The sequence below is a fragment of the Actinacidiphila rubida genome (assembly GCF_900110255.1).
Lineage (GTDB): Bacteria > Actinomycetota > Actinomycetes > Streptomycetales > Streptomycetaceae > Actinacidiphila > Actinacidiphila rubida.
In genome coordinates, this window is the sequence record NZ_FODD01000004.1 from 194,552 (window position 1) to 217,045 (window position 22,494).

At 74.6% G+C, this 22,494-nt stretch carries 13 protein-coding genes; 6 read left to right on the top strand and 7 right to left on the bottom strand.

Going from position 1 to position 22,494, the window contains the following annotated elements:
* Positions 1-12: 12 nt before the first annotated feature.
* The 6 genes from BMW99_RS05415 to BMW99_RS05440 form a co-directional block, all read right to left on the bottom strand.
* Entirely contained in the window at positions 13-2,304 is a 2,292-nt protein-coding gene (locus tag BMW99_RS05415) for an ROK family protein (protein WP_245791218.1), read from the bottom strand.
* Positions 2,301-5,384 carry an alpha-mannosidase gene (locus tag BMW99_RS05420; protein WP_069465143.1) on the bottom strand — a complete coding sequence of 1,028 codons (3,084 nt, stop codon included), beginning with the start codon at positions 5,382-5,384 and terminating at the stop codon, positions 2,301-2,303. The genes BMW99_RS05415 and BMW99_RS05420 overlap by 4 nt, the downstream gene beginning before the upstream one ends.
* Before the next feature lie 227 nt (positions 5,385-5,611).
* The gene (locus BMW99_RS05425; RefSeq protein ID WP_069466161.1) at positions 5,612-6,727 is read right to left on the bottom strand and encodes a Gfo/Idh/MocA family protein; all 1,116 of its coding nucleotides are present in this window, start codon (positions 6,725-6,727) and stop codon (positions 5,612-5,614) included.
* Entirely contained in the window at positions 6,712-7,374 is a 663-nt protein-coding gene (locus BMW99_RS05430; protein ID WP_069466160.1) for a ThuA domain-containing protein, read from the bottom strand. The genes BMW99_RS05425 and BMW99_RS05430 overlap by 16 nt, the downstream gene beginning before the upstream one ends.
* On the bottom strand, positions 7,371-8,663 hold the full coding sequence (locus BMW99_RS05435) for an enolase C-terminal domain-like protein (protein WP_069466159.1): 1,293 nt from the start codon (positions 8,661-8,663) through the stop codon (positions 7,371-7,373). The genes BMW99_RS05430 and BMW99_RS05435 overlap by 4 nt, the downstream gene beginning before the upstream one ends.
* Positions 8,664-8,939: 276 nt before the next feature.
* Positions 8,940-9,722 carry an IclR family transcriptional regulator gene (locus BMW99_RS05440; protein ID WP_245791219.1) on the bottom strand — a complete coding sequence of 261 codons (783 nt, stop codon included), beginning with the start codon at positions 9,720-9,722 and terminating at the stop codon, positions 8,940-8,942.
* A gap of 168 nt (positions 9,723-9,890) precedes the next feature.
* On the opposite strand from BMW99_RS05440, the gene BMW99_RS05445 reads away from it, so the two are divergent.
* The 6 genes from BMW99_RS05445 (at position 9,891) to BMW99_RS05470 (ending at position 21,379) form a co-directional block, all read left to right on the top strand.
* The gene (locus tag BMW99_RS05445) at positions 9,891-11,315 is read left to right on the top strand and encodes an ABC transporter substrate-binding protein (RefSeq protein ID WP_143080514.1); all 1,425 of its coding nucleotides are present in this window, start codon (positions 9,891-9,893) and stop codon (positions 11,313-11,315) included.
* Positions 11,312-12,319, top strand: a complete 1,008-nt coding sequence (locus BMW99_RS05450) for a carbohydrate ABC transporter permease (protein WP_245791220.1) — start codon at positions 11,312-11,314, stop codon at positions 12,317-12,319. The genes BMW99_RS05445 and BMW99_RS05450 overlap by 4 nt, the downstream gene beginning before the upstream one ends.
* Positions 12,316-13,215: a carbohydrate ABC transporter permease gene (locus BMW99_RS05455; protein WP_079175940.1), complete on the top strand. Its 900-nt coding sequence runs from the start codon at positions 12,316-12,318 to the stop codon at positions 13,213-13,215. Before BMW99_RS05450 ends, BMW99_RS05455 begins: the two co-directional genes overlap by 4 nt.
* Entirely contained in the window at positions 13,215-14,108 is an 894-nt protein-coding gene (locus BMW99_RS05460) for an NAD-dependent epimerase/dehydratase family protein (protein WP_079175941.1), read from the top strand. Before BMW99_RS05455 ends, BMW99_RS05460 begins: the two co-directional genes overlap by 1 nt.
* Positions 14,109-14,177: 69 nt before the next feature.
* The gene (locus BMW99_RS05465) at positions 14,178-17,273 is read left to right on the top strand and encodes an alpha-mannosidase (RefSeq protein ID WP_075016324.1); all 3,096 of its coding nucleotides are present in this window, start codon (positions 14,178-14,180) and stop codon (positions 17,271-17,273) included.
* A gap of 128 nt (positions 17,274-17,401) precedes the next feature.
* On the top strand, positions 17,402-21,379 hold the full coding sequence (locus BMW99_RS05470) for a discoidin domain-containing protein (protein WP_218159298.1): 3,978 nt from the start codon (positions 17,402-17,404) through the stop codon (positions 21,377-21,379).
* Between the two features lie 123 nt (positions 21,380-21,502).
* Here BMW99_RS05470 and BMW99_RS05475 read toward each other — a convergent pair whose 3' ends face one another.
* Positions 21,503-22,456 carry a helix-turn-helix transcriptional regulator gene (locus BMW99_RS05475; RefSeq protein WP_069464634.1) on the bottom strand — a complete coding sequence of 318 codons (954 nt, stop codon included), beginning with the start codon at positions 22,454-22,456 and terminating at the stop codon, positions 21,503-21,505.
* Positions 22,457-22,494: the final 38 nt, after the last annotated feature.

Consider the following 22,494-nt stretch of genomic DNA (forward strand, 5'->3'; position numbering starts at 1 on the left):
GGAACCACGGCGTCAGACCCGTTCCCGGGCGCGCAGCCGCGGTGTGAAGGTCGCGTGGAAGATGGTGGAGGCGGCGCCGACCGCGGCGGCCTCGGCGCTCAGTACCGACGGCTCGACCTCGACGCGGCGCAGCCGGCGGGCCGTCGGGTACTCGTTGACCACCCGCCGGATCTCCTCCAGGTAGAAGCCGGCCACGTCGTCGGTGAAGAACGGTCCGCCGAGCACCAGCAGGTCGATGTCCAGCAGGTCGACCAGGCCGAGCGCGCCCTGGCCGATCGCGGCCGCCACCTCGCGCAGCGCGGTGGCGGCCGCGGGGTTCCCGGCGGCCGCGGCGCGGGCCACGGCGCGGTACGCGGCGGTGCTGCCCGGCGCCTCGTCGCCGGCCGGCAGCCCGGCGCGGACCGCGAACTCCGGTACGGAGGCGGGCGGGTTGCACTCCGGGACCATCTCCGGGCGGCCGTCGGGACCGGTCCGGCCCAGGGCGATCGCGCACAGCTGGCCGAACTCCCCCGCGTTGGCGCTCACTCCGCGGTAGAGGTCGCCGTTGAGGTACAGGCCGGAGCCGAGACCGGTCCCGAGGTACAGGTAGGCGAAGTCGCGGGCCCTGCGGTCGCGCCCGATCCACCGCTCCCCCGCCGCCGCGGCCAGCGAGTCCTTCTCGATGATGACCGGGCAGGGGAAGTGGTCCTTGAGCAGGTACAGCAGCGGCAGGTCGTCCCAGGCGGAGAGCAGCGGCGGGTCGAGCACCGTGCCGGACGCGATGTCGACCGGGCCGGGCACGGCCACCCCGATGCCGAGGAAGCCGTCCTCGCGGACCGCGCTGCCGGCCTCGGCGAGCGTCTGCCGGCCGAGCGCCACGACCTGCGCGACGAACTCGGCCGGGGCGATCCCCGCGCCGACCGGCCGGGTCCGGGTGCACACGATCGCCCCGTCCAGGTCGATCACCACGGCGGTCAGCACCTCGGGATCGATGTGCAGGCCCAGCGCGTGCGCGGCCGACCCGCACAGCCGCACCGGGGTGCGGGGCTTGCCGGACGTGGCACGGCGCTGCGACTCCTCGACGAGGATGCCGCGGTCCAGCAGGCTGCGGGCGATCCGCGACACCGACTGCTGCGTGAGGCCGGTGCGGTGGGCGATCTCGCCGCGCGTGATGCTGCCCGACAGGCGCACCGACTCGATGACCACGCACTCGTTGAACGACCCCAGGTCGATCTGGTTGACGCCGGACGAGGACGGACCGGCGCCCGGGGTGTCGTCGGGGCCGCGCAGGTGGCCGGCCACGCTCTCCCGCAGCCACCGCACGGGCTGCGCGGGGCGCGCCGCGCGGTCGCGCTGCCGGAGGGCGGCCACCAGGTCGAGGTAGACCCGCCGGGTGGACTCGGGGTGGGTGGTGCTGTCGAGCGCGGCCATCGCCCGCAGGAAACTGCGCCAGCCCGCGCTGGACGGGAGTTGATGGCACGTCACCGGGCCTCCGTGCGGGGCGCTCTCGGGCTCCGCGTCCCAGAGGGTGACCGCGTGCAGGGCGATGTCGGGGTGCCGTTCGACGGCCTCGGCGAGATAGGCGTCAAGACCGGCGCCGTCCGCGGGGGCGGCGGGCCGCAGCTCGTCGAGGGCGCCGACCAGGCCGGTGAGGACGTCCTCACCGATGACCGGGCCGGCCGTCGCGGGCGGCGGCGCGGACGGCCGCGTGCCGGCCAGCAGGACGGCGCGCCGGGCGTCCGCGTACAGGCCCATCACCCACACGTCGGGGCCGGGCAGCGGGGGCCGGGTCGGCACCCGTGGGCCCGCGCCGGCGTCGGCCGGGCCGAGCCGCCAGCGGCGGCGGATCGCGGCCACCGTGGCGTGCGACAGGCCCAGTTCGCGGGCGATGGCGCGGCTGGCGCCGCTGCCGCCGGGGGCCAGCAGGGCCCGGGCCACCACCTCGGCCTCGTCGACGGTCGCCGGCCGGCCGGTGCGCGGCCGCTGTTCGAGACCGGACAGGCCCGCGCTCTGCCAGCGGTGCCGCCAGGTGCCGACGGTCTGCCGGGACACCGCGAGGCGCCGGGCGATCTCCGCGTCGCGCAGCCCCTCCTCGGCCAGCAGCACCACGCGGGCCCGCACGGCCAGCGGACCGCCGCCGCGGGCCCAGCCGCGCAGCATCTCCCACTGCTCGCCACCGCCGCCCTCGTCGGCGTCCTCCAAGGCCCGGCCGATCCCGGTGCCGGGCGCGCGGGTACCGGGAGCGACGGCGCCGGGCGGCTCGCCACCTGGCGCCGCGCCGTCCGTGCCGGTGCCGGGGTCGGTCACGGTGCCGGTGTCAGTCACGAGCGGTCTCCCGGGTCGCGGGGGGTCAGACGCAGGGTGAGGATCTGGAAGGGACGCAGGGTCAGCTCGATCCGGCCTTCGTGGTGCGGATGTCCGGACAGGGGTTCCTCCAGCAGGTCGGTCTCGTGCACCGCGGCGACGGGGAAGCCGGCGGTCAGCGCCGCGCGGGCCCGGCCGCCCAGCGACTCGTACAGGCGCACCACCACGTCGCCGCTGCCGTCGTCGGCGAGCTTGACGGTCTCGGCCAGGACGCCGGGGTGGTCGACGCGGACGAGCGGGGGGCCGGGCGGCACCGCCGGGCCGGGCCGCAGTGGCAGGTTGAGGGCGTAGCCCTCCGCGACGGCGTCGGCCGGGGAGGCGGCGGGGCGCACGGTCTGGCGGAAGCGGTGCAGCCCGCGGTCGGCGTGCGGGTCGGGGCTGCGCGGGGCGCGCAGCAGGGTGCTGCGGACCACGGTGGTGGTGCCGCCGCCCTCCCGGGGGGCGCGGGCGACGTCGTAGCCGTAGCCGGTGTCGCCGGCCAGGGCGACGCCCCAGCCGTGCTCGCCGACGTGCACCCAGCGGTGCGCGTACGCCTCGCCGGCCGCCGCGGTGGGCCGCACCACGTGCCCGAACTGGACCTCGGCGCGGGCGTGTTCGGCGTGCACGTCCAGCGGCCACGCGGCCTTGAGCACGGTGTCCTGCTCGCGCCAGTCGACCTCGGTGTCCACGGCGAGGGAGCGCGCGCCCGCGGTGAGCACGAGGTCCTGCACCACGGTGGACCGGCCGGTGCCGCGGACCACCCGGACCGAGGCCAGCAGCGGCCCGTGCTCGCGGACCTCGACGCTCCGCGCGTCGGTCAGGTCCCGCCGTCCCCGCTCACGCGCGTCGAGGTGGAACGCGCTCCAGGCGACCGGCTCGTCGCGGTGCAGCTGCAGCAGGTTGCCGGCCTCGCCGGGGGCGATGGCCTCGCGCGCGGTGGGGAGGTCGACCAGGGAGCGCACCAGCCCGTCGGCGTCCACGACCACCCGCAGCAGCCCGTTGTCCAGCACGTGGCCCCCGTCGCCGGACGGTGCCACGGTGACGGGGGCGGTACCGTCCAGCGGCAGTCCGGCGGTCCCGGCGCCCAGGGCCGGTGCCTCGGCGAGCACGGCCAGCCCGCCGCCGGCCAGGGCCTGCGCGTGCGGGAGCGCGCGCGTGTGCGTGTGCGCGTCCGGGAGTGTGCCGTCCGGCTCGAGCACGACGACCTCCCGGCGGGGCAGCGGGCCCGAGTTGAGCACGGTCGCGCCCTCGGGGTCGCCGGCGGCGCGGCGGATGAGCCTCTCCAGCCGACGCACCACCTCGCGGTGCGTCTGCTCGGCCTCCTCGTGCACCCAGGCGATCGAGGTGCCCGGCAGGATGTCGTGGCACTGCTGGAGCAGCACCTTCTGCCACAGCGCGGTGAGGTCCCGGTGCGGGTAGGGCACGCCCTGGCGTACCGCGGCGGCCGCCGACCACAGTTCGGCCTCGTGCAGCAGCGCCTCGGCGAGCCGGTTCCCGCGCTTGGTGCGGGCCTGGCTGGTGTACGTGCCGTGGTGCGCGGTGAGGTCCAGCTCGCCGCGGACCAGCGGGGCGAGCGGGGTGTCGCGTTCCGCGTCGCGGAAGAAGCGGGCCGGGGAGCGCAGCGCGACCCGCGGGGAACCGTCGAGGTCGGCGGTGCGGCGGGCGCGTTCCAGCATCGACCGGTCGGGCCCGCCGTCCGCGCGGCCGAACGCCAGCAGCGATCCCGCGGTGGCGCCCTTGTCCGCGAACTCGGCGACAGCCGAGGCGAGTTCGCCACCGGTCAGGGCGCTCTCCCGGTCGGGTCCCGGCGCGAGGTGGGTGAACAGCGTGGTGCCGTCGATGCCCTCCCAGCGGAAGGTGTGGTGGGCGGGCCCGCGGCCCCCGTCGGGGCGCCGGGTGAGCAGGCCGCGGGCTCCTGCCAGCGCCGCGATCTGCGGGAAGGCGGCGGAGACGCCCGCCGCGTCGGGCAGCCACACCACGTCGGTGTCGGCGCCGAGTTCGTCACGGAAGAACCGCCGGCCGAGCACGAACTGCCGCACCAGGGCCTCGCCGCCGGGGAGTTCCGCGTCGGCCTCGACCCACATGCCGCCGGCCGGAGCCCAGTTGCCGTCGGCCACCGCCTTGCGGATCCGCTCGTAGACGTGCGGGTGGTGCTCCCTGGTCCAGGCGTAGTGCTGCGCGGAGGAGGCGGTGACGACGAGTTCGGGGTACTCCTCGGCGAGCGCGGCCATGGTGCTGAAGGTGCGGGCGCACTTGCGGACGGTCTCGCGGACCGGCCACAGCCAGGCCGAGTCGATGTGCGCGTGCCCGACCGCGGTGAGGGTGTGCGCGGAGTCGTGCGCGGGCCGGGCCAGGACGGGGGCGAGCACGGCCCGGGCCGCGGCGGCGGTGCGGCCGACGGCCCGCGGGTCGACCGTGTCGGCGGCCTCCTCCAGCGCGGCCAGGATCTCGTGCCTGCGCGGCAGTTCGCGGGGCAGCGCCCGCATCAGGCCGTCGAGGGCCTCCACGTCGTGGATCAGCTGCCAGACGTCCTCGTCGCGGACCGCGAGGTCGGCGCGCCGCAGCCGGTACAGGGGCACGTCGCCCGCGGTGACCGGGTCGCCGTAGCGGATGCCGGTACCGCTCGCGCCTTCGATGTGCGGGTTGGCGGCGGCCTCGACCAGCAGCCGCACGGTCTCGCCGCCGGCCGCTGGCGCCGCGACCGGGACCGCGCCCAGGCCGGGGTGCAGGCCTTGCAGGGGGATGCCGTGCTCGTCGTGGACGAGTGCCTCGGCGCGGCTCTCGCCGAGGTCGAACAGCGCCTCGACGCGGCGTCCCGCCCACCGTTCGGGCACCGCGGCCTCGACCCGGAACCAGGTGGTCGCCCACGGCTTGCCCCAGGGCTCGCCGACGGCGAACGGCACGTAGTCCGCGCGCAGGGCGACGTGGGCCGGGACCGGCTCGCCGTCCAGGTGCCACGCGCTCACGTCCAGCGGGAGCCGGTGCGGATGGAGCGCGGGACGCAGGCGTCCGGTGAGGAAAGCGGATATCCGCTCTTCGCCGGCAGCAATCCGGTCATGCATGGGCGGCCCTCCCTGTCCAGCGTGTGACCGCCATGTAAAACCATGTGTGTTATCAAGTCAACGGGTCACGCGAAAAGGATGACGCCGCAGGTCGTGACCTGCCAAAACATTGTCGTCAGGGGAATTGGACTCCACTTCGGGGGCATTGCGGCAAGTAATTGGACTGACATGAGGGACGTGAAATGCACCGCGCCCCGCAAAGGGCGCGGTGCATTTCACGTCCGCCGTCAGCCGGCGGGACCTGCCGTGGCCCCGGCGGGCAGCTCGACCGGTGCGGGCCGGGGGCAGCCGTCGATCCGCCGCGTGCCGCCCTCGCGTGCGGCGTCCAGCAGGCCCAGCATCACCTCCAGCACGTGCGCGGCCAGTTCGGCCGACGCGCGGTGCGGGCGGTCCGCGGCGAGGGCACCGGCCAGGTCGGCGAGGCCCGTGCCGCGCCCGGCACCGGGGTAGCCGGCGGAGACCGGCAGCGGCTCCCACCGCGGGTGGTCCGCGGCGAAGTGCTCCACCTGCCCGTCGAAGCCGTTGGGGTCGGGGACGGACAGGGAACCCCCGGTGCCGTACACCTCGATGCGGGGCAGCCGGGCGGCGTGCACGTCGAAGCTCATCACGAGCGTCGACAGGGCGCCGCCCTCGTGCCGCAGGATGCCGGTGACGTGCGTGTCGACCTCGACCCCGAAGCGCTGCCCGGCGCGCGGGCCCGAGCCGATCTCCCGCTCGGCACGCGGCGTGGAGGCCGCGCCGGTGACGGAGATGACCGGGCCGAGCAGGTGGACCAGCGCGGTCAGGTAGTACGGGCCCATGTCGAGCAGCGGCCCGCCGCCCGGCCGGTAGTAGAACTCCGGGTCCGGGTGCCACCGTTCGTGCCCGGGTGTGGTCATGAACGCGGTGGCCGCCACCGGGGTGCCGACCAGCCCGTCGTCGACGGCCTTGCGGGCGGTCTGGATGCCGGTGCCGAGCACGGTGTCCGGCGCGCAGCCGACCCGCACCCCGGCGGCCTTCGCCGCGGCCAGCACGTCGGCGGCCTCCTCGCGGGTGGCGGCCAGCGGCTTCTCGCCGTAGACGTGCTTGCCCGCGGCGATCGCGGCCAGCGCGACCTCGGCGTGCACGGCGGGCACCGTCAGGTTGAGCACCGCGTCCACGTCGTCGCGGGCGACCAGTTCCGCGACGCCGCCGGCGACGGACGCGCCGGTGCCGGCCGCCGCCCGTGCGGCGCGTGCCGGGTCGAGGTCGGTGACCGCGGTCAGCCGCAGCCCAGGCGTCCCGGCCAGGGTGTCGAGGTACTGGCCGCTGATCTTGCCGGCCCCCACCATGCCGACGCGCAGCGCCTTCACCGGCTCGCCCACAGCAGCCCCCGTTCGGTGAGGGTGCGGACCTCGGGCACGTCGAAGTCGTCGGCCTTGTGCCCGACGGTGGAGACGAAGACCCGTCCGGCGCCGTGGGTGCGGGTCCACACCGCCGGCATGACGACGTCCCGGTCCCGCTCGCCGTCCGCGGCGAAGACGGTGGTGGCCAGGACGTCGACGGCCGGGTCGGTGGCGACCCAGTACTGCTCGGTGTGCACCTGGAAGTCGGCGAGGCCCTCGACGACGGGGTGCGTGGCGCGCTCGGGCACCACGTGCACGGTGTGGTCGGCGAAGCCGGGCGGGTGCATCAGGAACTGGCCGCCGGTGACCATGAAGTAGTCGAGGTCGCCGCGGAAGGCGTCGACGACGCCGCCGTGCCAGCCGGCGAACCCGGTGCCGGCCCGCACCGCGGCGGCCAGGCCGCGGCTCTGCTCCTGGGTGATCTCGCCCATCGTCCAGCACTGCACCACCAGGTCGGTGGCGGCGAGCAGGCCGGCGTCCTCGTAGACCGCGAGGTCCGCGGAGGTCTCCACCGTGTAGCCGCGGTCCTCGAGCAGAGGCAGGAAGAGGTCCGTGATCGCCACGGGGTCGTGGCCCTCCCAGCCGCCGCGGACCACCAGCGCACGGCGGTTCGGTATGTCGCTCACGGGCGTTGCACGCTCCCATCGGTGTTGCGCAGCAGGGCCCAGCGGTCGTGGGCCAGTGGTTCGGGTACGGGGTACCGGCGGGCGGCGGCCTCGTCGAAGTCGACGCCGTGGCCGGGGGTTTCGGGCGGCACCAGGCCGCCGTCGGCGGCGGTGACCGTCCCGGGATACACCTCGTGGACGGGGTCCTTGAACACCGCGGCCTCCTGGACGCCGAAGGCGTGGCTGGAGACGTCGAGCGCGAGGGTCGCCGCCTGCCCGACCGGGCTGACGTCCGCCGGGCCGTGCGGGGCCAGCCGCACGCCGCGCAGTTCGCACAGGGCGGCGACCTTGCGGGCCGGGGTGAGGCCGCCGAGCGTGGGGACGCGGATGCGGGCGAAGTCGATGTCGGGCGCCAGCAGCAGGGCGGTGAACTGGGCGGGATCGTGGAAGAGTTCGCCGACCGCGAGCGGCACCGGGGAGACGGCGTGCAGCCGCCGGAAGTGGCCGGCGTCCTCGGGAGCGAGCAGGTCCTCGACGAAGAACAGGCGGGCATCCCTGATCCGTTCGAGGAACTGCGGGGCCTGTCGCGGGTCCAGGCGTTCGTGGACGTCGTGCAGCAACTCGACGTCGTCGCCGACCCGTTCGCGCACCGCGGTGAGCACCCCGGGGACGTGCCGCAGGTAGGCGGCGCCGTCCCAGGGCACGCGCCGGGCCCGGACGGCCTCGGGGTCGGCGGCCCGGCCCGCGGTGCCGTAGGTGTCGGCGCCGGGGACTGCGGCCTGGACGCGCACGTGCCGGTAGCCGCGGGCGCGGGCCGCCTGGACCTTGTCGGCGATCTCGGCCGCGTCGGCGCCGTCGACGTGGGTGTACGCCTCGGCGAAGGCGCGCACCCGCCCGCCGAGCACCGAGTACAGCGGGGCGCCGAGCCGCTTGGCCTTCAGGTCCCACAGGGCGACGTCGACGCCGCCCAGCGCGTTGCCGGTGATCGAACCTCCGCGCCAGTAAGCGCTGTTGAGCAGGAGCCGGTGGATGTCGTCGATGTCGTCGGGGTCGCGGCCCACCAGCAGCGGCGCCACGTAGTCGTCCAGGACCGAGCGGACTGCGAGGGTGCGCTGCGGGTCGCTGGCGCAGCCCAGGCCGTACAGCCCGGGATCGCCGGTCTCGATCCTGACGATCAGGTGGGGGCAGCCGTGCGGGGCGGTCAGAAAGGTGCGGACGGCCGTGATGCGGACGGTGGCCCCGCGCTCGTCCACCCGCGGGGCCCAGGGGGCCGGGGCGAGCGGCGCGGTGCCTGCATCAGGCAATGCCATGCGAATCTCCCACGTACCGGGGCGCGTGCCGCAGGGGCACGCGCACGCGTCGTACCAGCAGGTCGGTCGGTGGCGGCCGCGGACGGGCCGGCCCTGCGCCGGCGCGAGGGCCACCGCGGACGGCGCGCGGACACCCCCTCACAGTGAGTACAGGTAACCGAACGACGTACGCACACTCGAACGTAGGGAGATCGCTTCAGGTTTGTCAATCACTCTGACAAATCCCGGCGGCGCGGTCAACGCCCCGCCGCCGCCGACCTGTTCCCCGCGCGGGCGTCAGTGCAGCCCCAGCCGCTTGAGCAGGGTGCTCAGCTGGTGCGCGGACTCGGTCACCGCCTGCGCGACCTCCTCCAGTCGCGCGTCGTCCATCCGGCTGGCGGGCGCCGAGCAGCTGATCGCGTCCGAGCCCGGGCCGCCGCCGAGGGCCACGGCCACGCACCTGATGTCCACCGAGTTCTCCCCGTCGTCGGTCGCCCAGCCGCGCAGCCGGGCCTCGGCGAGCTGCCGGAGGAACGCGTCGGGATCGGTGACCGTGTTGGGCGTCAGCCGCTCCAGCGGCCAGTCGAGGCGGCGCTGCACCTCGGCCGGGTCGTACCGCGACAGCACCGCCTTGCCGAGCGCGGAGGCGTGCGCCGGCAGCCGGCGGCCGACCGCCGAGTACATCCGCAGAGCGTGCCGCGACTCGCGTTTGGCCAGGTAGACCACGGTCGTGCCGTCCAGCCGGCCGAGGTGGACGGCCTCGCCGGTCTCCTCGGCGAGCGCGTCCAGCACCGGCCCCGCCAGGCTCGTGACGTCGTCGCCCTCCAGGTAGGCGGTCCCGGTCAGCAGGGCCTTGAGGCCCAGGCTGTACCGGGTGCCGGACGGGTCGACGTCCACCCACCGGCGCGCCTCCATCGTGCGCAGGATCGCGTGCAGGCTGCTCTTGGGCACCGCCATCGCGGCCGCCATCTCGGCCAGCGACAGCCGGGCGCCGTCCGCCCCCAGCAGCTCCAGCACCTCCAGCACCCGCGCCGCGGACTTGACTTCCTCGGGCTTGCGCCCGCGCGCCGCTTCCACCACCGAGTCCACTGATCCTCCCGCTCCCCGGTCCCACCGGCCGGCCATCCCATGCCCCCGGAGGGACACCCAATCGCAACGCGCGTCTTGACGCTATATCAGCCGCGACTCTAAGTTCGGCTATCCCAACGTCATTCGCTCTTCTGAACGATTGAACCTCAGGTAGGGGCTATGCATACACCTCGGCGGATACCTTTCGCACCTTCCGGACGGATTCTTCCGGCGTCCCGGAGGATCAGGCTGGCAGCGGCCGCCGTCGCCGGCGTCCTCGCGCTCACCCCGCTCGCCGCGTGCGGCGGCTCCTCGGGCTCCGGCAGCAGCACGTCGCTGACCATGTGGACCTTCAAGCAGTCGCACGTGGCCGCGCTGAAGAACGCGGCGGCCGAGTTCAAGAAGCAGACCGGCATCTCCGTCGACGTGCAGGCCTACGGCCCGGACGACGCCTACACCACCAAGGTGCAGGCGGCCGCGAAGACCCACGACCTGCCGGACGTCCTCGAAGTGCACTCCGACGGTGAGGACTTCGCGCTCGGCGCGACCGGCATCGTCCGCGACCTGTCCAAGGACGTCGGCAGCGACTGGAGCGGCCTCTACCAGAAGGGCGTCCAGATCTCCGGCACGGTGACCCCCGCGCACTACAAGGAGTCCGTTCCCTCCGACTCCAAGTCGCACGGCGTCAAGGAGGGCCAGCGCTTCAGCGTGCCGCTGACGTCAGGCACCTTCGGCATCGTGATGGGCAACAAGAAGACGCTGGCCGCCGCCGGCATCACCAAGCCCCCGGCCTCCTACGAGGAATGGCTCGCCGACCTGAAGGCGACCACGTCCAAGGACCCGAAGAACGGCGGTGTCTCGCTCGGCCTGAAGGTCAAGGCGACCGGCCTGACCTGGGCCCTCCAACCCCTGGCCTTCGCGGAGTTGGGCAAGGAGAAGTTCCAGGCGCTGTGGGGCAAGGACGCCTCGGCCGACTTCTCCTCGCCCGACGGCCAGAAGGTGCTCGCCGACTACGCGAAGATGCAGCCGTACTGGATGCCCGGCACGCAGACGCTCGACATCGACACCGCCGACCAGGCCTTCGCCCAGGGCAAGTCCGCCTGGGACATCGGCGGCACCTTCACGCTGGCGTTCCTCCAGCAGAACGGCATGAACCCCGACGACGTCATGGCGTTCGGCTTCCCCGGCCCGCAGGGCGGCACGGTGCCCAAGCCCGCCCTCGCGCCGCTGGCACTCACCGGCCTGGCGGTCAGCTCCACCAGCGCGCACCCCGACAACGCGCTCAAGTGGATGAAGTTCCTCGCGCAGCCCGGCGTCGCCTCGAAGTTCGCCAAGGACGCCACCGAGGTGCCCTCCACCGAGCTCGGTGCGAACGCCGCCTCCGTGATGGGCGCGACCCTCGCCGACATGACCCAGGCCTTCGTGGGCACGCCCGAGAACACCTACGACCCGAACGTGGCCGACTTCCGGCCGCCCGGCTACGACCAGGACTCGATGGCGGAGATCCTCGCCGACCTCACCCCGCTGAAGCAGAAGGGCGTGGCGGCCACCGGCAAGGACATGGCCAAGCTCAACGGCAACTTCTGGGCGACGGCGGACAAGTGAGCACCGTACCCCGTCCCGCACCGGCACGGACGGCCGCCGCCGGCCGGGGGGAGACCCCCCGGCCGGCCCGCGCGGCCGGTCCCGGCACCGGCCGGCGCGTACTGCGGCGCCGCACGTACGAGGCCGTCTCCGGTTACCTCTTCGTCGCCCCCGCCGTGATCCTCTTCGCGGTCATGGGCCTGTACACGGTCGGCTACGGCTTCCTGCTGAGCTTCGCCCGGTGGAACGGCTTCGCGCCGCACTGGGACTGGGTGGGCCTGCAGAACTACAAGGACCTGCTGTGGCAGAACCCCGCCTACGCGCCCCGGCTCCACCACGCGGCGATGCACACCCTCTACGTGATGATCGCCGTGCCGCTGCTGACCGTGCTGGTGTCCTTCCCGCTCGCGGTGCTGCTCAACTCGGCCCGGCGGATGCAGGGACTGCTGCGCTCGGTCTACTTCGTGCCGTACGTGACCAGCGGCGTCGCGGTGTTCTTCGCCTGGCAGTACATCCTCCAGCCCGACGGCGCCGTGAACACCGTGCTGGGCAGCCTGGGCATGGGCTCGCTCAGCCAGCCGCAGGGCTGGCTCGGCAACCCCGCCACCGCGCTGCCCACGATGATCGTGGTCACCGTCTGGGGAGCCGTGCCGGTCGCGATGCTGCTGTACCTGACAGGACTCCAGAGCATCGACCGCAGTGTGCTGGAGGCCTCGCAGCTCGACGGCGCCGGCTGGTGGCGCACCAACGTCTCGGTGGTGTGGCCCCTCGTGCGGCCCATCACCTCGATCGTGGTGCTGCTCAACCTGCGCGACTCGCTGCAGGGCTTCCAGACCTTCCTGGTGATGACCAACGGCGGTCCCGGCGACCACACCAACGTGCTCGGCCTGGAGGCCTACCGGCTGGCCTTCCTCATGGATCTCGCGCCGACGCTCGGCCTGGCCAGCGCCCTGGGCTGGCTGCTGTTCGCCGCGGCGCTCGTCATCGCGCTGATCAACCTGCGAGTCATGCGGAGCGCAACATGACAACGACTCCCCTCACCCCCATCACCTCCCGCCCCCACCGCACCCCGGCCGGCGGCGGCGCCGGCCCGGCCCGGGCACGCAGGATCAGCGCCCGCGTGCTGGTCGGCCTGCTGCTCGCGCTCTACGGCGTGATCAGCGTCTACCCCTTCCTGTGGATGGTGTCGGCGGCCTTCAAGAACCAGTTCGAGGTGGTCCGCGGCGGGCATCTGGTCCCGCACCACCCGACGTTCGCCACGCTCTCCCAGACCTGGAACCAGCTGCACTTCTTCCGGTACTTCGTGAACAGCCTCGAAGTCACCCTGCTGACCGTGGTGCTGACCCTGGTGGTCTACGCGGCCGCCGGCTACGCCTTCGCGGTGCTGGACTTCCCCGGCCGCGGGCTCCTGCAGAAGATGTTCGTGGCGCTGCTGTTCGTGCCCGGCGTGACGGTGATGCTGCCGATCGTCCTGCTGGAGGACAAGATGGGCATCCTCGGCACCCACATGGGACTGGTCCTGCCCTTCGTCAACGGCGGCGCGCCCCTGTCGGTGCTGCTGATGACGGGCGCGTTCGCCACCGTTCCGAAGGAACTGCGCGAGTCGGCCCGGGTGGACGGGGCCGGCGAGTTCCACATCTTCACCCGCATCTACCTGCCGCTGACCCGGCCCGCGCTGATCACGGTGGCCCTCATCACCGCGATCCCCACCTGGAACGAGTACCTGCTGACCCGCGTGTCGCTGAACAGCGAGAGCACCTACACGCTGCCGCTGGGCCTGCAGACCCTCGCCTCGGAGAACGTGCCGCACTACAACGACCTGATGGCCGGCGCGCTCATCGTGGTGATCCCGGTCGTGGTGCTCTTCCTGTCCCTCCAGCGCTACTTCGTCAACGGCCTGGTCGGGGCGGTGAAGGGCTGATGCGCGTCCTGGTCACCGGGGCCGCCGGGCACATCGGCCGCCATGTGACCGCCGACCTGCTGGCGGCGGGGCACGAACTGGTGCTCACCGACCTGCTGCCGGTGGACGAGCCCGACGCGCTGCGGGTGCACATCGGCGACCTGCGCGACCCCGCCCTGGTCCGCGAGGCCGTGGCCGGCACCGAGGCGGTGGTCCACCTCGGTGCCGTGCCGCACCCCAACGTGCCCGACGCCAGCGAGCTGTTCGCCCACAACTGCCTCACCGCGCACCGGGTGTTCGAGGAAGCCGGGCGGGCCGGGGTACGCCGCGTGGTGGCCGCCTCCAGCATGGCCGCGGTGGGCCTGGCCTGGTCGCCGGTGCCGGTCTCACCGGAGTACGTGCCCCTCGACGAGCGCCACCCCGGCCTGGTGCGCGACCCGTACGGGCTGTCCAAGCAGGTGCTGGAGGACGTCGCGCGCACCGCCCACCGCCGGTACGGGCTGGACGCGCTGTGCCTGCGCCTGCCGTTCACGGGCAGCGGGGAACGGCTGGCCGGCTTCCTCGCCGCGTGCGCGGCCGACCCGGCCGTACAGCGGCACGACCTGTGGGGCTGGCTGCACACCCTCGACGCGGCCGCCGTGGTGCGGCTCGCCCTGGAACGCGACTGGCGGGGCTGCCACGTGGTCAACGTCAGCGCCGCCGACACCACCTCCACCGTGCCGTCGGCGGACCTCATGGCCCGCCACCACCCGGGCGTGCCGCTGCACCGCGACGTGCCCGGCCACGGCGCGCTGTTCGACACCGCGGCCTGCACCGCGCTGCTCGGCTTCGTCCCGCGGCGCACCTGGCGCACCGGCGCGGACGCGGGCGGCAGCACGCACCATCCGTCACACCCCGCCGCCCGCCGGGCCTGACCGCCGCCCACGCTCACCGCTACCGGCCGGCGGCAGCGGCCGCCGGCCCCTCGCAGAAAGAGCACTCCTGTGCATGACGACCGTCTCATCGTCGAAGAGCGGATCACCAAGTTCCTCGACCGGGTGGTGCGCCCGGCCGTGTACGGCCCGGCGCGGGGCCTCGACCTCGCCCTATGGAACGTGCCGGGCGAGCCGGTCCCGGTGGCCGACGCGCTGGCCGCCGGCTACACGCCCGTGTCGATCGGCGCCACCTGGGGCGGCCCCTGGTCCACGAGCTGGCTGAGAACCCGCGGGCGGATCCCGCAGGCGTGGGCGGGGCGCCGTGTCGAGGCGCTGTTCGACCTGGGCTTCGACTGGACCAAGGGACCCGGCGGGCAGGCGGAGGGGTTCGTCCACGACGCCTCGGGCTCGCCGCTCCAGGGCCTGCACCCCTACCACCGCGGCGTGCTGCTGGCGGAGTCCGCCGCCGGAGGCGAGGCCGTCGACCTGCTGGTGGAGCTGGCCGCCAACCCCATGATCGAGGGCGCGCACGCGGTCGACACCCACTACGGCTCCCGGGAGACCGCCGGGGACGCCCACCTCTACCAGCTGCGGCAGGTGGAGATCGCCGTCCGCGAGGACGCGGTGTGGCACCTGGTCCACGACATGGACGTCCTCGACCAGTTGATGCGGGAACTGCCGGCGGGCGGGACGCGGCGGCACGAGATCCTGCGGGCGCTGCGGGACGCGATCGACGCGGTGGACGTCCGCGACGTGGCGGGCACCGCGCAGGCCGCGCGGGACCGGCTGGCCGGCGTGCTGGCGCGGCCCGCCCACGCCTCGGCGCACACCGTCACCGCGGTCGGGCACGCGCACATCGACTCGGCGTGGCTGTGGCCGGTCCGCGAGACGGTCCGCAAGTGCGCCCGCACCTTCACCAACATGACGACGCTGGCGCAGGAGTACCCGGAACTGGTCTTCGCGTGCTCCTCCGCGCAGCAGTACGCCTGGATCAAGGAGCAGCGCCCGGAGGTCTTCGAGCGCGTCAAGAAGGCGGTCTCCGCGGGCACCTGGGCGCCGGTCGGCGGCATGTGGGTGGAGGCGGACGGCAATCTGCCGGGCGGCGAGGCACTCGCCCGCCAGCTGGTCCTCGGACGCCGCTTCTTCCAGGAGGAGTTCGGCATCGCGCAGGAGGGGGTGTGGCTGCCGGACTCCTTCGGCTACACCGCCGCCTATCCCCAACTGGCCGCGCTGGCGGGGGCCAAGTGGTTCCTCACCCAGAAGCTGTCGTGGAACGAGACCAACCGGCTGCCGCACCACACCTTCCACTGGGAGGGCATCGACGGCACCCGGATCTTCACCCACTTCCCGCCCGTCGACACCTACAACGCGTCGATCACCGGTGCCGAACTCGCGCACGCCGAGGCCAACTTCGCGGAGAAGGGCGCGGCCACCCGCTCGCTCGCGCCGTTCGGCTACGGGGACGGCGGCGGCGGCCCCACCCGCGACATGCTGGAGCGGGCCCGGCGGCTGCGCGACCTGGAGGGCTCGCCGAGGGTCGAGGTGGCGGGGCCCGCGGCGTTCTTCGACGCGGCCCGCGCGGAGTACGAGCGGCTGCCGGTGTGGCGCGGTGAGCTGTACCTGGAGAACCACCGCGGCACCTACACCAGCCAGGCCCGTACCAAGCGCGGCAACCGGCGGGCCGAGGCGCTGCTGCGGGAGGCCGAACTGTGGTCGGTGGCCGCGGCGGTCCGGGCGGGCGCGGCCTACCCGTACGAGCGCCTGGAGTCGCTCTGGCAGCGGGTGCTGCTGCACCAGTTCCACGACATCCTGCCGGGGTCCTCGATCGCCTGGGTGCACCAGGAGGCCGAGGCCGTGCACGCCGCGCTCCAGGCCGAACTGGCCGAGGTGATCGGCACCGCGCTGGACGGCGGCGACGGGACGGCGTTCTTCAACGCCGGTCCGTACGCGCGCCACGAGGTGGTGACGCTGCCGGCCGGCGCCGCCGCGACCGGGGTGGCGGAGCAGCAGCTGTCGGACGGGCGGCGCACGGTGCTCGTCGAGGCGCCGCCGCTGGGCACGGGCCGGGCGGTCGCACCGCGGCACCCCGGCGTGACGGTGGACTCCGGCGCGGACGGCGTCACCCTGGACAACGGGGTGATCCGGGTGCGGATCGACGGCGCCGGGCTGGTGCGCTCGGTGTACGACCACCGGGCGGGCCGCGAGGCCCTGGACCCGGAGCGGCCCGGGAACCTGCTGCAACTGCACCCCGACGACCCCAACCGGTGGAGCGCCTGGAACATCGACGGCTACTACCGCGACGTGGTGCGCGACCTCACCGAGGCCGACTCCGTCGAGGTCGCCGAGCCCGGCCCGCTGCTGGCCTCGGTGCGCGTCGCCCGCTCCTTCGGCGATTCGCACCTGGTGCAGCACCTCGAACTGACGGTGGGGAGCGCGCAGTTGACGGTGCGCACCGAGGTCGACTGGCAGGAGCGGGACACCCTGCTCAAGGCGGCCTTCCCGCTGGACGTGCACGCCGAGGAGGAGAGCGCGGAGATCCAGTTCGGCCATGTGCGCCGGCCCACCCACGAGAACACCAGCTGGGACGCCGCCCGTTTCGAGCTGTGGGCGCACCGCTGGGTGCACGTCGGCGAGCACGGCTGGGGCGCGGCCGTGGTCAACGAGTCGACGTACGGCCACGACGTGTCCCGCACCACCCGCGAGGACGGCGGCACGACGACGACGGTCCGGCTGTCGCTGCTGCGCTCCCCGCACAGCCCCGACCCGCAGGCCGACCGCGGCGCGCACTCCTTCGCGTACGGCCTCGTCGTGGGCGCCGGCGTCGGGGAGGCCGTCGCCGCCGGCTACGCCCTCAACCTGCCGTTGCGGCCCGCCGGTTCGGGCGCGGCGGCCGGACCCTCGCTGGTCGCCGTCGACACACCCGACATCGTGGTGGAGGCGGTCAAGCTCGCCGACGACCGCTCCGGGGACGTCGTGGTCCGGCTGTACGAGTCCCGGGGCGGTGCCGCGCGCGGGACCCTGCGGACGGACTTCCCACTCGCCGGCGCCCAGGTGACCGACCTGCTGGAGAACCCGGTGGAGCCGCTGACCGCCGGGCCCGACGGGACGCTGCCGCTGCGGCTGCGCCCGTTCCAGATCCTCACCCTGCGCCTGCGCAGGCCCTGAACAGGCGGCCCGGGAGCCGGTCCCCACCCACAGGCCCGGCTCCCGGCCCCCGGCTCCGTCCGCCCCCGCACGTCCCGTACGACCCCCGTTCGCCGACTGGCGTCCCGTCAGACCTGGAGGTTGTTTCCGTGCCGGCACCGTTCCTGGCTCCGACCAGATCCCCCGATCCCCGACCGCCGCGCCGCCGCCGGCCGCGCGGCCCCGCGGCGCTGCTGCTCCCCCTCGTCCTCGCGCTGTTCGCGGTGTTCGCGCCCGCGCCCCCGGCCGCCTCAGCCCTGGCGCCTGCGGCCTACCCGCTGGGGGTGGGCGCCGATCTCGGGCCCGACCCGGTCACGCTGGGCCTGACCGCCTCCGCCGGCGACGACGCCGCGGGGCTGCGTACGGGCGAGGACGGCGGAACCCCGTACTGGCGGACCGACGTCGCCGCGGGCACCGGCTATCTCGCGTTCGACCTGGCCCGCGAGTACACCGACGCCTCCGGCGGCTCCGCGCTGACCGTCTCCGTCCGCTACGAGGACCTCGGCACGGGCACGCTGCGGCTGGAGCTGGGCACCGGCGACCTCGTCGGCAGCGTGCCGCTCACCGGCTCCGGCGCCTGGCGCACCGAGGCGTTCCCGCTGCGCGCCGACTTCTCCCGGTCCCGGCGGCTCCGGCTGAGCGCCGTCTCGGACCAGGGCGCGGCCACCGACGTCACCGCGGGTTCGCTGCGGGTCGCGCCGGCCTATGCCGTCGATCTCGGCCCGGCCGTGCAGGCCCAGGGCATCACCCCGCGGGCCGGCGACAGCGACGCGAGCCTGATCACCGGCACGCAGGCCGGGCGCGGCTACTGGCGCACCGACCGCGCGAACCCGGCGGCGGAGACCGGCTTCTTCTACATGAACGTCGACGACACCGCGCTGTACGACGTCACCGACCCGGTCGCGGTCAGCGTCGACTACCTGGACCAGGGCAACGGCTCGATGCAGCTGGAGTACGACTCCCCCGGCGGCACGATCCCGCAGATGTTCAAGAGGTCGCCGGTCTTCACCTACGGCGACACCGGCACGTGGAAGACCCACACCTTCCTGCTGGACGACGCGATCCTGACGAACCGCTCGAACGGTTCGGACTTCCGCGTCACCACCGGCGACGGCGCCCCCGAACTGACCGTGGCCCGCGTGTCGGTGAGCGCGCTGCCCACGTCCCTCGACCCGTCACGGGGTCTGCGGCAGCTGGTGGCGCAGGCCGACCTGGCGTACGGCGCGGCCCGCGAGGGGACCCGCGACGGCCAGTACCCGCCCGGCGCGAGGGACGCGTTGCGGCAGGCCGCGGACACGGCCCGGGCGGTGGCGGGCGGCGACGGCCTCACCGACGCCCGGGCGCTCGCCGCGTTCGGCGCCCTGGAGCGCGCGCTGGAGACCTTCCACGCCGCGCAGGTGACCACCGACCTGGCGCACCTGGGCACGGTCACCGCGTCCAGCACCGCGCCGGGCTCGTCGCCCGGCGCGGCCGTCGACCGCGACCCCGGCACCGCGTGGGTGAGCGGCGACGGCGGTCAGGGCGAGACGCTCACCGTCGACCTCGGCGCGCCGAAGCGGTTCTCGGAGGTCTCCACGCAGTGGACCAGCCGCTTCTCCTCCGACTACACCGTCCAGGTCTCCGACGACGGAGGCACGTTCCGCACGGCCGGGCGCAGCGGCGGCACCGGCCCCACGCAGGTGTTCCGCACCGCCTTCGCGCCGCTGACCGCCCGCTGGGTGCGCCTGGCGGTGCACGGCTACGCGGCCGGCTCCACCCGCGTCGAACTCACCGGTCTGGAGGTCCGCGACCGGCCCGTGCCCACCGCGCACCCGCACCTGGTCGCCACCCGCTACCCGGTGGCCGACCCGGTCGTCGCGGACTTCGACGCCGCCGCCTACGGCGCCGACCCGACAGGCGCGAAGGACTCCACCCCGGCGATCCAGAACGCCCTCGACGACTGCCAGGACGCGGGCGGCGGCACGGTGTGGCTGGGCGGGGGCACCTACCGGGTGACCGGAACCGTGGAGGTCCCGGCGTTCTGCTCGCTGCGCGGCGACCGGCGCGACCCCGACCACGGCTCCGGCCCGTACGGCACGGTGATCAGCGCCGACCTGCCCGCGGGCGCGGACGGCCCGGTGCTGTTCCGGATCGGCGGCAGCGCCTCCGTGCAGGGGCTGACCACCTACTACCCGCGCCAGAGCGCGAGCGACCCGGTGCCGTACAACGACACGTTCGAGATCCCGGGTGTGGCCTGGCAGGGCGACGTCAACGACATGATGGGCGCGGTCGAGCACGTGACGATGCTCGACTCGTACAAGGGCATCGGCATCTCCACCATGCCCAACGACGGCGGCCAGCCGGCGGTCCAGGGCCAGGTGCACGAGTCCGCGGCGGTGCTCGACGTCAAGGGGACCGTGCTGTCCGAGGGCGCCCGCGCCTACAACGGCTCGGACGTGGGCACCTGGCAGGACGTCACGCTGTCCAACTCGTACTGGGCGAAGGCCCCCGCGGCCTTCCATCCGCCGAACAGGGCGGCGCTGGACGCCTGGACCCGGGCGCACGGCACCGGCCTGGTCCTCGGTGACCTGGAGTGGGACCAGTTCGACCGGATCAGCCTGTCCGACTACCGCACGGGCATCCAGGTCGTGGCGGGCCAACGGGCCGCGTTCTGCGGGGTGTTCCTGCGCACGACCGTGCTCCGCGCCGACGTCGCCCTCCAGGTCGACAGCATCGACAGCCGCTGGGGCCTGTCGCTGGCGTCGAGCACCCTCCAGGGCAGTGTCGCCTCGGTCCGCAACGCCTCGTCCGCGTACGTCAAGGTCACCGGCACCACGCTGGACGGCCCGACGTCGGGAACGGTGATCCCGCTCGCCGGCGACCTGCCCGCGCCGCCCGGCCCGGTGCCCGCGCCCGCCCCCGCCCGCCGGGTGCTGTACGTGGCGGACGCCGTGCCGCACGGGGTGGGCTACACGCCCGCGCAGGACGCCACTTCGGCCCTGCAGAAGGTGCTGGACCGGGCCGGTGCGGACGGCGGCGGCGTGGTCTACCTGCCCGCCGGCTGGTACCGCCTCGCCGGGCACGTCCGGGTCCCGGCCGGGGTCGAACTGCGCGGCGCCGCGGCCTCCCAGAACCGCGACGAGAGCGGCCTCAGCGGCGGCACGGTGCTGATGGCCCACGAGGGCCGCGACGCCGCCGACGCGGACAGCGCACCGGCGGTGGTGACGCTGGCCGGCCGCGGCGCGGGCGTGCGGGGCCTGCGGGTCTTCCACCCGGAGAACAACCCCGCCGACGGCTACGTCCCCTACCCGTACGCGATCCGCGCCACCGGCGTGGGCGCCTACGTGGTGAACGTGGACCTGGTCAACTCCTGGAACGGCGTGGACGTGGCGGCGGGGGCCGACCACTTCCTGGTGAGCAAGCTGGCCGGCGCGTTCCTCAACCGCGGCATCACCGTGGGCGCGGTCGCGGGCGGCACCGTCGACGGCGTGCTGACCAACGGGAACTCGCCCAACCGGGTCGGATACGCCCTGCCGAACTGGGGCCTGGGAAGCGCGGTGTTCAGCCAGACCATCGACGCCTACACCCGCAAGCGCACGGACCTGGTGCACGTGACGGGCGCCCGCGCCCTGACCCTGCACGACGTCTTCGGCTACGGCATGCACAACGGCCTGGTCGTCGACTCCGGCGACGTGCGGGCGTTCAGCCTGGGCACGGACAACCTCGGCGACGGCGGGTACACCGTCAGGGCCGCGGCCGGCTCGCGGGTCACGGTGGTCGGCCTGATGCGCTACAACGGCACCACGTCGACGGGTCCGGCGGTGCTCCGCAACATCATGGTGATCGGCATGGTGGAGCAGTCCGTGACGGCCACCGCCGATCCTCCGGCCGGCGGCGCGGTACGGGTCACCGGCAACGAGACGTCGCCCGGCCACTACGAGAAGGGCACCACGGTGACCGTCACCGCGTCGCCCGCGCGCGGGCAGCGCCTCCTCGGCTGGACCCTCGACGGGACCGCGCTGCCCGGCACGGCGCCCGCACTCGCGGTCCCGGTGACCGGGGACCGCACGGTGACCGCCCGCTTCGGCCCGGCGGCCGCCGCCGGCTGACCGCGGGTCAGGGCCGGGCAGCCCACGCCCGGCGCGCAGGCCGCGGTCCCGGTCGACGACCGGGACCGCGGCCCCCTGGCGTCCCGGGAGGCCCCCCGTGGGACGCCGCCCTCGCGGGCGCCGTCACTGCGTCCCCCTGCGGGCGCGGTCGCCGAAGGTGCGGAGGCGGTCGATCAGGGCCGGCGGCGACTGGACGCGGAACGGCAGGTCGAGCATCAGCAGCCGCACGGCCATCCAGTCGATCCGGTCCGCGTCCACCCGCCAGCGGGACGTGCCGTCCGTGACGGACTCGACCTCGCCCGGCGCCTGGCCCAGTTTCGACCGGACGACGCCGGCCGGGGCGTCGAAGTCCACCACGGCCGCCGCCGTGGGCCACAGGTTGCGCAGCTTGGACTCGACGAACTCCGAGGCGTCGGCCGCGGGAAGCGTGCGCGGCGCCGTCCGCGCGCCGGTGGCGGTGACGCCGGTGAGCCGGTCGACGCGGAAGATGCGCCAGTCGTCGCGCGCCAGGTCCCAGGCGACCAGGTACCAGCGCCGGCCGCTGGCGACCAGCCGCTGCGGTTCGGCGTGGCGCCGGGTCTCGGCGCCGTCTCCCGCGCGGTAGGCGAAGCGGACGCACTCGCGGTTGGCGATCGCCCCCGCGAGGACCGTCAGCGCGGAGGGGTCGACCCGCGGGCCGCCGCCGGTCATCGTCACCACGGCGGAGCCCAGCGTGCCGACGCGGTGCCGCAGCCGGGACGGCAGCACCTGCTCCAGCTTGGTCAGCGCGCGCAGCGACGCCTCCTCGATGCCGTCCACCGCGCTGCCCGCGGCGGCGCGCAGGCCGACCGCGATGGCGACCGCCTCCTCGTCGTCCAGCAGCAGCGGGGGCAGGGCCCTGCCGGCCACCAGGCGGTAGCCGCCGACCGAGCCCATCGTGGCCTCGACCGGGTAGCCGAGATCGCGCAGCCGGTCCACGTCCCGGCGGATGGTGCGGGTGCTCACCGCGAGCCGGTCGGCCAGTTCCGTGCCCGACCACTCCCGCGGGGTCTGGAGGAGCGAGAGCAGGTTCAGCAGTCGTGCCGGGGTGTCCGTCATGGTGTCCAGGGTCCGCGCCTTGTAGGACAAGAGCTGTC